Source organism: Streptomyces sp. NPDC043854, assembly GCF_056436005.1.
In genome coordinates this window covers 1-14,290 of sequence record NZ_JBWKDK010000035.1, presented here as the reverse complement: position 1 = coordinate 14,290, position 14,290 = coordinate 1, and the positions used below count along the sequence as shown (strand labels likewise).

Sequence of the window (14,290 nt, the reverse complement as noted above, 5' to 3'; positions counted from 1 at the left end):
CCTGCGGCAGGGGATACGCTTCCGCGCCCCTGCGAGGCGGCCCCGAACGTCCCCGGCGCAGCGTCGTGGCCCTGGTGCCCCCGGTGCGGCCCGTCCGGTTGACGCGGATTCGCCCGGCAGGTGTGGGATCGGGGCAGGATGGAGGCATGGATCTCCGCATCTTCACCGAGCCCCAGCAGGGCGCGAGCTACGACACCCTCCTGACCGTCGCGAAGGCCACCGAGGACCTCGGGTTCGAGGCGTTCTTCCGCTCCGACCACTACCTGAAGATGGGGTCGGCCGACGGGCTGCCCGGGCCCACCGACGCGTGGATCACCCTCGCCGGCCTGGCGCGGGAGACGCGCCGGATCCGGCTGGGCACGCTGATGACCGCCGGCACCTTCCGGCTGCCCGGCGTGCTCGCCATCCAGGTCGCACAGGTCGACCAGATGTCCGGCGGGCGCATCGAACTCGGCCTGGGCGCTGGCTGGTTCGAGGAGGAGCACAAGGCGTACGGGATCCCCTTCCCCGCGGAGCGGATGGCCCGCCTGGAGGAGCAGCTGGCCATCCTCACCGGTCTGTGGGCCACCGAGCCCGGGGCCGCGTTCGACTTCACGGGCGCGCACTACCGGCTGGAGAACTGCCCGGCGCTGCCCAAGCCGGCCCAGGCCAAGGTGCCCGTCCTCATCGGCGGCCACGGCGCCAGGCGCACCCCGCGCCTCGCCGCCCGCTACGCCGACGAGTTCAACATGCCCTTCGCCTCGATCGCGGACAGCGAGCGGCAGTTCGACCGGGTGCGCAGGGCCGCGGAGGCGGCCGGGCGCAAGCCCGACGACCTCGTCTACTCCAACGCCCTGGTGGTCTGCGTGGGCCGGGACGACGCCGAGGTCGCCCGCCGGGCCGCCGCCATCGGCCGGGACGTCGACGAGCTCAAGGCGAACGGCCTGGCCGGCTCGCCCGCCGAGGTCGTCCACAAGATCGGCACCTACGAGGCCATCGGCTCCTCCCGCGTCTACCTCCAGCTGCTCGACCTCGACGACCTGGACCACCTGGAGCTGATCTCGGCCCAGGTGCTGTCCCAGCTCCGCTGAGGGAGGCGCAGCACGATGCCCCGCGCGTCCGGCCCGCTCGCCGAAGCCCTGTCCCGCAGGGCCGTCGTCCTGGACGGCGGCCTGAGCAACCAGCTCGCCGACCAGGGCTGCGACCTCTCCGGCGGCCTCTGGACGGGCCGGGTGCTCGCCGAGGCGCCCGGCCGGGTCGAGGCCGCGCACACCGCGTACGCGCGGGCCGGCGCCGAGGTGCTGATCACCGCCAGCTACCAGGTGGGGTACGAGGCCTTCGCCGCCCGCGGCCACGGCCGCGCGGAGACCACCGCCCTGCTGCACCGCAGCGTCGCCCTGGCGGCCCGGGCCGCGGAGGCCGCCGACCACGAGGTGTGGGTCGCCGCCTCCGTCGGCCCGTACGGGGCGGTCCTCGCGGACGGCTCCGAGTACCGCGGCCGGTACGGGCTGACCGTGCGCGAGCTCGCCGCCTTCCACCGCCCGCGCATCGAGGCCCTGCTGGCGGCCGGGCCCGACGTGCTCGCGGTGGAGACGATTCCCGACGCGGCCGAGGCCGAAGCCGTGGTCACCGTCCTCGCCGAGACGGGCGCCACCGCCTGGATCGGCTACACCGTCGCCGCCGGCCGGACCCGCGCCGGCGACCCCCTGGCCGAGGCCTTCGCCCTCGCCGCGGCCTCCCCGCAGGTCATCGCGACCGGCGTCAACTGCTGCGACCCGCAGGACGTCCTGCCCGCCCTGGAGGCCGCCGCCTCCGTCACGGACCTGCCGCTCCTGGCCTACCCCAACGACGGCTCCGTCTGGGACGCGGCCACCGGCACCTGGGCCGGCCCCGCCGACCCCGCCCCCTGGCCCACGGCCGCCTGGCAGCGCGCCGGCGCCCGCCTCATCGGCGGCTGCTGCCGCATCGGCCCCGCCCGCATCGCCCGGTTGGCCGCCGAGGTCGGCGACCGAGGAACCGCAGGCACCGGAGGAACCGCGGGAACCTGACCGGCCGGAACCGGTCGGGGCGCCGACGGCGCTGCTCGGTCTGCGCCGAGCCGGAGCGACGCGTGGTCCGCAGGGGACTCCTGAGCCAACGCCACGTCACAAAGCCGTCCGGTCTGCGAACGTGTATGCCATGGGATTCCATGTCGACTCCGAGGCCGGACGGCTTCGCCGCGTCATCCTCCACCGGCCCGACCTGGAGCTGAAGCGGCTCACACCGAGCAACAAGGACGCACTGCTCTTCGACGACGTGCTGTGGGTGCGCCGGGCCCGCCAGGAGCACGACGGATTCGCCGACGTGCTGCGGGACCGGGGCGTGGAGGTGCACCTCTTCGGCGACCTGCTGCGCGAGGCCCTGGACATCCACGAGGCCAGGCACCTCGTCCTGGACCGGGTCTTCGACGAGAAGGAGTACGGGCCGCTCGCCACCGACCACCTCCGCGCGGTGTTCGACGGGCTGGCGTCGACCGACCTCGCCGAGGCGCTGGTCGGCGGCATGACCAAGCGCGAGTACCTGGAGCGGCACGCGGAGCCGGTCTCGGTCCGCTTCCACGCCATGGAGCTGGACGACTTCCTGCTGAGGCCGCTGCCCAACCACCTGTTCACCAGGGACACTTCCGCGTGGATCTACGACGGGGTGTCGATCAACGCGATGCGCTGGCCGGCCCGGCAGCGCGAGACCGTGCACTTCGAGGCGATCTACCGGCACCACCCGCTGTTCACCGCCTCGGGCGCCTTCCACTTCTGGTCGCAGGGGCAGGCGGACTACCCCTCGACCATCGAGGGCGGGGACGTGCTGGTCATCGGCAAGGGCGCGGTCCTGATCGGGATGAGCGAGCGGACCACCCCGCAGGCGGTGGAGATGCTCGCCCGCGGCCTGTTCGCCGCCGGGTCGGCGACCAGCATCGTCGCGCTCGACATGCCGAAGCGGCGGGCGCTGATGCACCTGGACACCGTGATGACGATGGTCGACGGAGATACGTTCACCCAGTACGCGGGGCTGGGCATGCTGCGCTCGTACACCATCGAGCCGGGCCTCGGCGCCCAGGACCTGAAGGTGAGCGACCACCCGCCGGAGCACATGCACCGGGCCATCGCCGCGGCGCTCGGGCTGGACTCGATCCGGGTGCTCACCGCACGGCAGGACGTCCACTCGGCGGAGCGCGAGCAGTGGGACGACGGCTGCAACGTACTGGCGGTCGAGCCGGGGGTGGTCGTGGCGTACGAGCGGAACGTGACGACCAACACGCACCTGCGCAAGGAGGGCATCGAGGTCATCGAGATCCCGGGCAGCGAGCTCGGGCGGGGCCGGGGCGGGCCGCGGTGCATGAGCTGCCCGGTGGAACGGGATCCCGTATGAGGTCCGTACGACCCCGTCCGGCCGTCGGCGGTGCGCCCGGAGGCGTCTGACGAGGCACGATGGGCGGGGCGGGGAAACAGGGACTGTATATGCATACGGACTTTCGTATAGACTTCCAGCATTCCCCGTCACGCGACCCTGGAGTGCCGCCATGGCCACCGACCTCGTCGGCCGCAGTTTCCTCAAGGAGCTCGACTTCACCGCCGCCGAGTTCCGCGGCCTGGTCGAGCTCGCCGCCGAGCTGAAGGCGGCCAAGAAGGCAGGGGCCGAACAGCGGCGCCTCACGGGCCGGAGCATCGCCCTGATCTTCGAGAAGACCTCGACGCGCACCCGCTGTGCGTTCGAGGTCGCCGCCGCCGACCAGGGCGCCCACACCACCTGCCTCGACCCCGCCGGCTCCCAGATCGGCCACAAGGAATCGGTCAAGGACACCGCCCGCGTGCTGGGCCGGATGTTCGACGCGATCCAGTACCGCGGCGACAGCCAGGAAGCCGTGGAGTCCCTCGCCGAGCACTCCGGCGTGCCCGTCTACAACGGCCTCACCGACGACTGGCACCCCACCCAGATGCTGGCCGACGTCCTCACCATGACCGAGCACTGCGCCAAGCCCCTGGACCGCATCACCCTCGCCTACCTCGGCGACGCCCGCTTCAACATGGGCAACTCCTACCTGGTCACCGGCGCCCTGCTGGGCATGGACCTCCGCATCGTCGCCCCGAAGGCCTACTGGCCGGCCGAGGACGTCGTCGCCCGCGCCCGCGAGCTCGCCGCCGGCAGCGGGGCACGGATCACGCTGACCGAGGAGGTGGCCGAGGGCGTCGCCCAGGCCGACTTCGTCGCCACCGACGTCTGGGTCTCCATGGGCGAGCCCAAGGAGGTCTGGGACGAGCGGATCGCAGCCCTGGCCCCGTACGCCGTCACGATGGACGTGCTGCGCGCCACCGGCAACCCGGACGTGAAGTTCCTGCACTGCCTGCCGGCCTTCCACGACCTGGGCACCGCGGTCGGCCGCGAGATCCACGCGCGGCACGGGCTGGACTCGCTCGAGGTCACGGACGAGGTGTTCGAGTCCGCGCACTCGGTCGTGTTCGACGAGGCCGAGAACCGGCTGCACACCATCAAGGCGATCCTCGTCGCAACCCTCGCCCGACCGGGAGCCTGACCGGCCCGCCGGGAGCCTGACCGGCTGACCGCCGGGCGGGCCCGTGCGCCGCCCCCCATATTGCGCTTCCGTGACGGAAGTCATGAAGCGGTGATACCTTCGTTTCCGTGAGCCCCTTCATCGGTTCCACCCCGGCAACCCAGCGGTGGCGCCACCTGCGGGTGACCCGGCAGGACGGCGTGGCCACCGTCACCCTCGACCGCCCCGAGAAGATCAACGCCCTCACCTTCGGCTCCTACGCCGACCTGCGCGACCTCCTCGCCGAACTCTCCCGGGAACGCTCCGTGCGCGCCCTCGTGCTCGGCGGCGAGGGACGCGGCTTCTGCTCCGGCGGCGACGTCGACGAGATCATCGGCGCCACCCTCGCCATGGACACCGCCCAGCTCCTCGACTTCAACCGGATGACCGGCCAGGTCGTGCGCGCCATCCGGGAATGCCCCTTCCCGGTGATCGCCGCCGTGCACGGGGTCGCCGCCGGCGCCGGCGCGGTCCTCGCCCTCGCCGCCGACTTCCGCATCGCCGACCCCACCGCCCGCTTCGCGTTCCTCTTCACCCGCGTCGGCCTCTCCGGCGGCGACATGGGCGCCGCCTACCTGCTGCCCCGCGTCGTCGGCCTCGGCCACGCCACCCGGCTGCTGATGCTCGGAGAGCCCGTCCATGCCGCGGAGGCCGAGCGCATCGGCCTGCTCAGCGAGCTCACCGAGGAGGGCAAGGCCGACGCACGGGCCGCCGAACTCGCCGCCCGCCTCGCCGCCGGCCCCGCCCTCGCCTACGCCCAGACCAAGGCACTGCTCACCGCCGAGCTCGACATGCCGCTCGCCGCCGCCGTCGAACTCGACGCCAACACCCAGGCCCTGCTGATGAACGGGCAGGACTACGCCGAGTTCCACGCCGCCTTCACCCAGAAGCGGCCGCCGGAGTGGAAAGGCAGGTAACGCCATGCCCGTCGCGCAGCGCGGTACGGACCCGCTCCGGGTCGCGGTGATCGGCGGCGGACCGGGCGGACTGTACGCCGCCGCGCTGCTGGCCCGGCAGGGCCACGGGGTTGACGTGTGGGAGCGCAGCGCCCCCGACCGGACCTTCGGCTTCGGCGTGGTGCTGTCCGACGAGACCCTCGGCGGCATCGAACGGGCCGACGCCATCGTCCACGCCGCCCTCAGCGCCGAATTCGTGCGCTGGGACGACATCGACATCGTCCACCGCGGCCGGATGCTGACCTCCGGCGGCCACGGTTTCGCCGCCCTCGGCCGGCGCCGGCTCCTGCAGATCCTGCACGAGCGCTGCACCGCCCTCGGCGTCACCCTCCGCTTCCGCACCCCGGCACCGCCCGCCGAAGCGCTGGCGGTCTCGTACGACCTGGTCGTCGCCGCCGACGGGGTGCACAGCCCGACCCGGCAGAGCGGAGCGGCCCACTTCCGGCCGACACTGACGAGCGGACGCTGCCGGTACATCTGGCTGGCCGCCGACTTCGCCTTCGACGCGTTCCGCTTCGAGATCGCCGAGACCGAGCACGGGGTCGTGCAACTGCACGCCTACCCCTACTCCCGCCCCTCACCCGACCACCACCCCTCATCGAGCCCCTCCGAGCCACACGGCCAAAACGGCGCCTCCACGGTGATCGTCGAGATGCGGGAAGAGGTCTGGCGGGCAGCCGCCTTCGACCTGTGCGACGAGGCCGAATCCGCGGCCCGCTGCGCCAAGCTCTTCGGCGAGGCCCTGCGCGGCCGCCCGCTGCACGGCAACCGCTCCGCCTGGACCGCGTTCCGCACGGTCGTCAACGAGCGCTGGTCCCACGGCAACGTGGTATTGCTCGGCGACGCCGCGCACACCGCCCACTTCTCCATCGGCTCCGGCACCAAACTGGCCGTCGAGGACGCCCTCGCCCTCGCCGAAGCCGTAGCCGCCGAGCCCGACATCCCCTCCGCCCTCGCCGCGTACGAGGCCGAGCGGCGGCCCGCGGTGGCCTCCACCCAGCGGGCCGCCGCCGCCAGCATGCGCTGGTTCGAGGAACTCGCCGGCTACGTCGGCCAGCCCGGCCGGCAGTTCGCCTTCAACCTGCTCACCCGCAGCCGCCGCGTGACCCACGGCAACCTGCGGCTGCGCGACGAGCGGTTCACCCGCGCCGTCGAACGCGACTTCGGCTGCCCCGACGACGCGACCCCGCCCATGTTCACCCCGCTGCGGCTGCGCGGCCTGACCCTGCGCAACCGGGTCGTGGTCTCGCCGATGGACATGTACTCGGCCCCCGACGGGGACGGCACCCCCGGGGACTTCCACCTCGTCCACCTCGGCGCCCGGGCCCTCGGCGGGGCGGGCCTGGTGATGACCGAGATGGTCTGCGTGTCCCCCGAAGGCCGGATCACCCCCGGCTGCACCGGCCTGTACACCGCCGGTCAGGCCGCCGCCTGGAAGCGGATCGTCGACTTCGTGCACGGATCGGCGCCCGGCACCGCCTTCGGGATCCAGCTCGGCCACTCGGGCCGCAAGGGCTCCACCCGGCTCATGTGGGAGGGCATGGACGACCCCCTCCCGGAGGGCAACTGGCCGGTGGTGGCCGCCTCCGCGCTGCCGTACCGGCCCGGCGTCTCGCCCGTACCGCGCGCGCTGACCCGCCGCGACCTCACCGCGATCCGCGGCGAGTTCGCCGCGGCCGCCGCCCGGGCCGCCGACTGCGGCTTCGACCTCCTCGAACTGCACTGCGCGCACGGCTACCTGCTGTCCGGGTTCCTGTCCCCGCTCACCAACCACCGCGACGACGCCTACGGCGGCCCGCTGGAGAACCGGCTGCGGTTCCCGCTGGAGGTCTTCGACGCCGTCCGCGAGGTCTGGCCCGAGGACCGGCCCATAACGGTCCGCTTCTCCGCCGCCGACTGGGCACCGGGCGGCACCACGCCCGAGGACGCCGTAGGCATCGCGGCCGCCTTCGCCGCCCGCGGCGCCGACGCCATCGACGTGTCCACCGGCCAGGTCGTCGCCGACGAGGCCCCCGAGTTCGGGCGCTCGTACCAGACCCCGTACGCCGACCGGATCCGCAACGCGCTCGGCGTCCCCGTGATCGCCGTCGGCGCGATCTCCTCCTGGGACGACGTCAACTCCCTGCTGCTGGCGGGCCGAGCCGACCTCTGCGCGGTCGGCCGCCCCCACCTGTACGACCCGCACTGGACCCTGCACGCGGCCGCCGACCAGGACTACCGGGGCCCCGCCGCCCCCTGGCCGGCCCCCTACCGGGCGGGCAGCCGCAAACCCCCGACCGGCAAGGGCTGAGCGCGCGGTCCGGTTCGGGCCGCCCGCCGCAGCCGCCGCCGCCGACCACCTCGCCCGCCGCCGCCGCCGACCACCTCGCCCGCCGCCGCGCCCGCCCGGTCCGGGCGGCCGCGGGGTGCCTGCGGCGTGCTCAGCCCGGCAGCACCACGGCCCGGTCCTCCACCGGCCGGAAGCCGAGCCTCAGGTACACGCCCGTGCTCGTCGGGTTCGCCGTGTCCGCGAAGAGCAGCACCTCCGCCGCCCCGGCCGCGCGGGCCGCCCCCACCGCGGCGTGCGTCACCCCCGCCGCGTAGCCCCGCCGCCGCTCCTGCGGCGGCGTGTACACCGGGCCGATACGGGAGGCCCCGCCCTCCGCCGGGCTGAACGCGGCCAGCGCCACCGGCCGGCCCGTACCGTCCTCCCACAGCAGGACGCCGTTCCCGGCGACACGGTCCCGCATCGCCCCGTCCGCAGGCACCGGATCGCCGATCTCGTGGGCGAAGGCGGTGAACCACTCCCGCACCAGGGGAAGGTCCGCCTCGCCGGCCGGCCTGGCCCGCCCGGTCGGCGCGGGGTCCGGGTCCACCAGGTCCCCGAGCCGGTACAGCCGCATCACCTCCGGCTCGGCGACCGGCCGACCCCAGGCCGCCGCCAGCCGCTCCCCGTGCGCGAGCCGCGCGTTGAACCCGCCGATGCCGCTCAGCAGCGGCTCCCGGTGCAGCGCCTCGCCGAGGGCCGCCACCGCCTCGTCCGGTACGGTGCCCAGCACCAGCGGGTACGGCGGGGTGCACAGCAGTCCGCCGGCCACGGAGCCGTCCGCGCCGGTCCACCAGCCGAACACCGGGTCGCGGTCGGAGTAGGCGTGTTGGCCGCGGCGGCGCAGCCCGTCGGCCACCGTCAGCAGCAGCGTGTTCGACACGGGGTCGGCGGCCACGGCCGGGCCCGCCGCGGCCTGCCAGGCCGCCAGGTCACGCGTGAAGGTCCACGTCATGCCCCGCATGATGCAGCCGGGCCGGGCACCCCCGCATCCGGGTTTCAGGACGGCAGCCCGGCCGGCCACCACGGCGGCACGTTGTCCGGCCCGCACAGCCCCGACTCCCCGCGGACCCCGTCGAGGGTCCCCTGCGTGGCGAAGTACCAGAGGACCACCACGGCCAGCACCAGCAGCGCGGCCGCCACACCCGCCGTCGGGTGGGCCCGCCGGGCGGGCAGCCAGACCAGCACCGCGAGCAGCGCACAGCCCGGGACCAGCAGGAGCATCCCGAAGAACAGTTCGAACCTGCCGCCCGCCTCCCAGCCCGCGTCGCAGTAGGCCCGGGCGTTCGCCGCCAGCAGGTGCGCGAGGTAGCCGGCAAGGGCACCGCACAGCGCCAGGGCGACCGCGGTCCAGATGCGCACCCGCTTCTCGGCCCGTGCCGCCGCGGCGGGCGGATGACCGGGCGGCGGGACCGGCGGCCCGAATCCGGGCGGCCCGAATCCGGGCGGCGGGGCCTGCGGCGGGCGGCTCGGCGGCGCAGGGGCCGGCGGCGCCAGGGCCTGCGGCTGGGGGACGTGCGGCGGCCGGGCCTGCTGAGCGGCGTGCGGCGGCGGCCCGGGCGGCGCAGCTTCCGCCGGAAGATCGTTTTCTGTCACGTCCCGTCGTGACGCCCGCGCCGTCCGCTACGGTTCCACGAACCGGGCCCCCGCGTCCCGCAGCCGCGAGTGCAGCTCGGCGAAGACCGCCGCGGCGCGGTCGCCCGGCCAGTCCGACGGCAGCAGGTCGTGCGGGAGCCCGGGATCCGCGTACGGGAGCCGGCGCCAGCTGTCCAGGGCGAGCAGGTAGTCGCGGTAGGCCTCCTCCGGGGTGGGGGAGCCGCCCTGCTGGAGGGTGCGCAGCACCGGCTCGTGCCGGTCGAGGAACGCCTCGTGCTCCTTGGCCAGGGCCGTCAGGTCCCACCAGCGGGCCACCGCCTCGGCGGTCGCGGCGAAGCCGAGGTGCTCGCCGCGGAACAGCTCCACGTACCCCGTCAGGTGCAGCCGGCCCAGGGTGTGCCCGGTCTCCTCGTACAGGTGGGCCGGGGCGATCCACACCCCCGGCGCGACCGAGCCGAAGCCGAGCCGGGACAGCCGGGAGCGGAGCAGGTGCCGCTTGGCCCGCTCCTGCTCGGGCACGGAGAACACCGCGACCAGCCATTCGCCCGTGCCGCGGGCGACGCGGTCGCCGTAGATCCGCCGGTCGCCGTCGTCCAGCAGCTGCCGGGCCTCCGCCGAGAGCTCGTACCCGGCGGAGCCGTCCGCCGCCCGCGCGGGCAGCAGGAAGCCGCGCCGCTTGAGCCGGGACACCGACGAACGCACCGACGGGGCGTCCACTCCGGCCGCGCCCAGCAGGCGGACCAGCGCGGACACCGGCACCGGGCCCTCGAAGGATCGCCCGTAGGCGCCGTAGAAGGTGACGATCAGGGATCGCGGGGTGTGCTGCTCGGTCACGAGTTCACTGTAGATCGCGCAGCCGGAACCGCTGCAGTTTCCCCGTCGCCGTCCGCGGCAGCGCGGACAGGAAGACGAACACCCGCGGGCACTTGTGCGGGGCCAGCTCCGCCCGCATGAAGGCCCGCAGGGCGTCCTCCGACAGGGTGGCCCCCTGGCGGGGCACCGTGTACGCGACCACGACCTGACCGCGTCGCTCGTCCGGGCGGCCCACGACCGCGGCCTCCGCCACGTCCGGGTGGCGCATCAGCGCTTCCTCCACCTCCGGCCCGGCGATGTTGTAGCCCGCCGAGACGATCATGTCGTCGGCGCGGGAGACGTAGCGGAAGTAGCCCTCCGGGTCCCGTACGTAGGTGTCGCCGGTCAGGTTCCAGCCGTCCCGTACGTACTCCTCCTGGCGCGGATCCGCCAGGTAGCGGCAGCCCACGGGGCCGCGCACGGCGAGCAGCCCCGGCTCGTTGTCCGCGACCGGCCGGCCGGAGCGGTCCACGATCCGGGCCTGCCAGCCGGGCACCACCCGGCCCGTGGTGCCCGGGCGGATCTCGTCGTCGGCGGCGGAGATGAAGATGTGCAGCAGCTCGGTGGCGCCGATCCCGTTGATGATCCGCAGCCCGGTGCGCTCGTACCAGGCGTGCCAGGTGGCCGCCGGCAGGTTCTCGCCCGCCGAGACGCAGCGGCGCAGCGCCGACAGGTCGTGGGCGCCGGCGCCGTCCGGGCCCAGGGTGTCCAGCATCGCCCGGTAGGCGGTGGGGGCGGTGAACAGGACCGTGACCCGGTGCTCGGCCAGCGCGGGCAGCAGGGTGCGCGGGCCGGCCTGCTCCAGCAGCAGCGCCGAGGCCCCGGCGCGCAGCGGGAACACGACCAGCCCGCCGAGGCCGAAGGTGAAGCCGAGCGGCGGGCTGCCCGCGAAGACGTCGTCGGGCCGGGGGCGCAGCACGGTGCGGGAGAAGGTGTCGGCGACGGCGAGCAGGTCGCGGTGGAAGTGCATGCAGCCCTTGGGGCGGCCGGTGGTGCCGGAGGTGAAGGCGATCAGGGCCACGTCGTCGGCGGAGGTCCGGACGGCGGGGAACGGCGCCCCGTGCCGCTCGGCGAGCCGGAGCAGGTCCCGCGGGCCCCCGCCGCCGTACGGGGTGATCCGCAGGTCCGGCACCCCGGCCTTGGCCAGGTCGTCCAGCACGTCCGCGTGGCACAGCGCGTGCCGCACCCGGGCCATCGCGCAGACCGTGGCCAGCTCGTGCGCACGCTGCTGGGCCAGGACGGTGACGGCGACCGCGCCCGCCTTCAGCACGGCGAGCCAGCAGGCGGCGAGCCAGGGTCCGGTGGGCCCGCGCAGCAGCACCCGGTTGCCGGGGACCACGCCCAGGTCGGCGGTGAGGACGTGGGCGATCCGGTCGACCCGGTCGCGCAGCTCCCCGTACGACCAGACCTCGCCGGTGCCGGTGCGGAAGGCCGGGCGGTCCGGCCCGAACCGGCCGATGCTGGCGTCGAGCAGCTCGGCCCCGCAGTTGAGCCGGTCCGGGTAGGCCAGCTCGGGCAACTCGAACAGCAGCCGCGGCCAGGTGTGGGGCGGCGGCAGGTGGTCACGCGCGAAGGTGTCGGCGTGGGCGGAAGGCTTGAGCTCCAAGGCGGGTTCGCCCCCTTGCGACGGCAGCGGCCCCCGGCGGGGGACCGAGGTGGGTGGAGCCGGCCGTGCAGACCCTCCCGGCTGCCGCCGGGAGGTACCGCGAGGAGCGTATCGTGATGGTGACGGTAGTCAACAGGACGCGATAGAAGCGGGGATGTTCGCATGAACGGATTCGCGCTCGGGGCGGAACAAGAGGAGTGGTGCGGGCAGCTGCGCGCGCTGTCGGCCGCCCGGCTGCGGCCGCTGGCCGACAAGGGGGAGCCGGGACGGGTCAACCGGCCCCTGCTCGCGGAGCTCGGCGAGCTCGGCCTGCTGGAGCGGGTCTTCGATGCGGGGGCGCTGGAGCTGTGCCTGCTGCGCGAGTCGCTCGCGTACGGCTGCACGGAGGCGGAGACCGCGCTCGCCCTCCAGGGGCTCGGCGCGCACCCCGTGCTCAGCTCGGGCACCGCGGCGCAGCGGGAGCGCTGGCTGCCGCTGGTGCGGGCCGGGCGCGCGGTGGCGGCCTTCGCGCTGAGCGAGCCGGGGGCCGGCTCGGACGCGGCGGCGCTGGCCCTGGCCGCCGAGGCGGACGGCGGGCCGGGGGGCGGGGACTCCGGGGCGGGCGCCGGGTCGCGGTCCGGGGCCGGGTCGGGTGTCCGGTCCGGGCGGGGCTGGCGGCTCAGCGGGGAGAAGTGCTGGATCTCCAACGCCCCGGAGGCGGACTTCTACACCGTGTTCGCCCGTACGGGTGAGGCGCCGGGCGCCAGGGGGGTCACCGCCTTCCTCGTCCCCGCCGACCGGCCCGGCCTGACCGGCGAACCCCTGGACATGCTCTCCCCGCACCCCATCGGCAAGCTGGCCTTCGACGGGGTCCCGGTCGGCCCGGAGGACCTGCTGGGCGAGCCCGGCCGCGGCTTCGCGGTGGCGATGGCCACCCTGAACCTGTTCCGGCCCAGCGTGGGGGCCTTCGCGGTCGGCATGGCGCGGGCCGCGCTGGACGCGACGCTGGCGTACACGGCCCGGCGGCCCGCCTTCGGCGGGGTGCTGGCCGACCTGCAGGCGGTGGGGCACCGGGTGGCGGAGATGGCCACCCGGACCGAGGCCGCCCGGCTGCTGGTCTACGCGGCGGCGGGCGCGTACGACGCCGGGGCGCCGGACGTCCCGCGCCGCTCGGCGATGGCGAAGCTGCTGGCGACGGAGACCGCCCAGTACGTGGTCGACCACGCGGTCCAGCTGCACGGGGCGGTCGCCCTCCGGCGCGGCCACCTGTTGGAGCACCTCTACCGGGAGGTCCGGGCACCCCGCATCTACGAGGGTGCGAGCGAGGTCCAGCGCACGATCATCGCGCGGGAGCTGTACCGGTGAGCCCGGAGCGGATCAACCCGGCGGAGCTCTCCCCGCCGGCGGGGTTCTCCCACGCGGTGGCCGCGAGCGGATCCCGGCTGGTCTTCCTGGCCGGGCAGACCGCACTGGACACCGCGGGCAGGGTGGTCGGCGCGACCCTGCCCGAGCAGTTCGAACGGGCCCTGTCCGGCCTGCTGACGGCCCTTGCGGCAGCCGGAGGCACCCCCGCGGACCTGGTCCGGGTCACCGTCTACGCCGTCGATGTGGCCGCGTACCGCGCCCATGCCCCCGAACTGGGCCGCATCTGGCGCCGGTTGGCGGGCCGCGACTACCCGGCGATGGCCGTGGTCGGCATCGTCCGGCTCTGGGACGTGGACGCGATGGTCGAACTGGACGGTATTGCCGTCCTCGATGGCTAGCGAAATCGCCGCAAAATCTTTCCGCATGGCGAGAAAGCCCAGTTCAAGACGGTGCCCTGCCCTGTGCCTTTGACACGGGACAGGGCAGGGTGGACTGTGGAAATGACTTTTGCGCAAGCATTCGTCAACCATGCTTGGAGGTGCATGACCATGCGCCGTGGGATCATTGCGGCGGTCGTCGCGGGTGCGGCCGGAATCACGCTCGGCCTGACGCCCGTGAGCGGTGCTTTCGCCGCAGGTCTTCCCCAGACCCAGCCGGCCGTTCAGGCCCCGCAGAACGCCCCGAACGGCAATTGGAACTGGTGCGACGACTGGCGCGGCGCGCGCTGGAGCGACTGGCGCGACTGGCGCTACTGGCGCGACTGCTGCGACCGGTGGGACCGTGACTGGTGCTGGGACCACCACGGGCGCGGCGGCGACGGCAGGTTCGACGACCACCGGTTCTGGAACGACCACCGTGGCGGCCACGGCCACGACCACCACGGGCGCGGCGGCTACGCCGGCTGGGACTGGTACTGGCGTTAGAGCTGAATGAATGACGGGACTGCGGGCGGCCGCCCATGCGGCCGGGGGCAGCCCCTCGCGGGCTCCGGGACGGGGGCGTGTGGCGGCTGGTGGGTCCCTCCTCCCCAAGAACCCCCCGGAGCGTTTGCAGAGGGGGCACCCCTC

The 14,290-nt window shown here is 74.5% G+C and carries 13 protein-coding genes; 9 read left to right on the top strand and 4 right to left on the bottom strand.

Translation table 11 applies throughout. From position 1 onward, the window contains the following. The first annotated feature begins 146 nt into the window (after positions 1-146). From AC068A_RS26745 to AC068A_RS26720, 6 genes are all read left to right on the top strand, one after another. Positions 147-1,070 carry an LLM class F420-dependent oxidoreductase gene (locus AC068A_RS26745; protein WP_478588796.1) on the top strand — a complete coding sequence of 308 codons (924 nt, stop codon included), beginning with the start codon at positions 147-149 and terminating at the stop codon, positions 1,068-1,070. Between the two features lie 15 nt (positions 1,071-1,085). Next, positions 1,086-2,027 (top strand): homocysteine S-methyltransferase, encoded by a 942-nt coding sequence (gene mmuM, locus AC068A_RS26740; protein ID WP_478588795.1) that lies wholly within the window; start codon positions 1,086-1,088, stop codon positions 2,025-2,027. A 130-nt stretch (positions 2,028-2,157) separates the two neighbouring features. Further along, on the top strand, positions 2,158-3,384 hold the full coding sequence (locus AC068A_RS26735) for an arginine deiminase (protein WP_478588794.1): 1,227 nt from the start codon (positions 2,158-2,160) through the stop codon (positions 3,382-3,384). Between the two features lie 151 nt (positions 3,385-3,535). Beyond that, entirely contained in the window at positions 3,536-4,546 is a 1,011-nt protein-coding gene (argF, locus tag AC068A_RS26730) for an ornithine carbamoyltransferase (RefSeq protein ID WP_478588793.1), read from the top strand. Positions 4,547-4,653: 107 nt separating this feature from the next. Further along, positions 4,654-5,481, top strand: coding sequence for an enoyl-CoA hydratase family protein (locus AC068A_RS26725; protein ID WP_478588792.1), 828 nt, complete (start codon positions 4,654-4,656; stop codon positions 5,479-5,481). Positions 5,482-5,485: 4 nt separating this feature from the next. Then, positions 5,486-7,810: a bifunctional salicylyl-CoA 5-hydroxylase/oxidoreductase gene (locus AC068A_RS26720; protein WP_478588791.1), complete on the top strand. Its 2,325-nt coding sequence runs from the start codon at positions 5,486-5,488 to the stop codon at positions 7,808-7,810. A 130-nt stretch (positions 7,811-7,940) separates the two neighbouring features. Here the strand turns inward: AC068A_RS26720 and AC068A_RS26715 are convergent, their stop codons facing one another. The 4 genes from AC068A_RS26715 to AC068A_RS26700 are packed head-to-tail and all read right to left on the bottom strand — an operon-like array spanning position 7,941 to position 11,879. Then, on the bottom strand, positions 7,941-8,780 hold the full coding sequence (locus tag AC068A_RS26715; RefSeq protein ID WP_478588790.1) for a GNAT family N-acetyltransferase: 840 nt from the start codon (positions 8,778-8,780) through the stop codon (positions 7,941-7,943). Positions 8,781-8,824: 44 nt separating this feature from the next. Further along, positions 8,825-9,421, bottom strand: coding sequence for a hypothetical protein (locus AC068A_RS26710; RefSeq protein ID WP_478588789.1), 597 nt, complete (start codon positions 9,419-9,421; stop codon positions 8,825-8,827). 27 nt (positions 9,422-9,448) lie between these two features. Continuing rightward, positions 9,449-10,255, bottom strand: coding sequence for a PaaX family transcriptional regulator (locus tag AC068A_RS26705; protein ID WP_478588788.1), 807 nt, complete (start codon positions 10,253-10,255; stop codon positions 9,449-9,451). Between the two features lie 4 nt (positions 10,256-10,259). Continuing rightward, positions 10,260-11,879: an AMP-binding protein gene (locus tag AC068A_RS26700; RefSeq protein ID WP_478588787.1), complete on the bottom strand. Its 1,620-nt coding sequence runs from the start codon at positions 11,877-11,879 to the stop codon at positions 10,260-10,262. Between the two features lie 162 nt (positions 11,880-12,041). Between AC068A_RS26700 and AC068A_RS26695 the strand changes: the two genes are divergently transcribed. From AC068A_RS26695 to AC068A_RS26685, 3 genes are all read left to right on the top strand, one after another. Continuing rightward, positions 12,042-13,223 (top strand): acyl-CoA dehydrogenase family protein, encoded by a 1,182-nt coding sequence (locus AC068A_RS26695; protein WP_478588786.1) that lies wholly within the window; start codon positions 12,042-12,044, stop codon positions 13,221-13,223. Beyond that, entirely contained in the window at positions 13,220-13,621 is a 402-nt protein-coding gene (locus AC068A_RS26690; protein ID WP_478588785.1) for a RidA family protein, read from the top strand. Before AC068A_RS26695 ends, AC068A_RS26690 begins: the two co-directional genes overlap by 4 nt. 144 nt (positions 13,622-13,765) lie before the next feature. After that, positions 13,766-14,146 (top strand): hypothetical protein, encoded by a 381-nt coding sequence (locus AC068A_RS26685; RefSeq protein ID WP_478588784.1) that lies wholly within the window; start codon positions 13,766-13,768, stop codon positions 14,144-14,146. Positions 14,147-14,290: the final 144 nt, after the last annotated feature.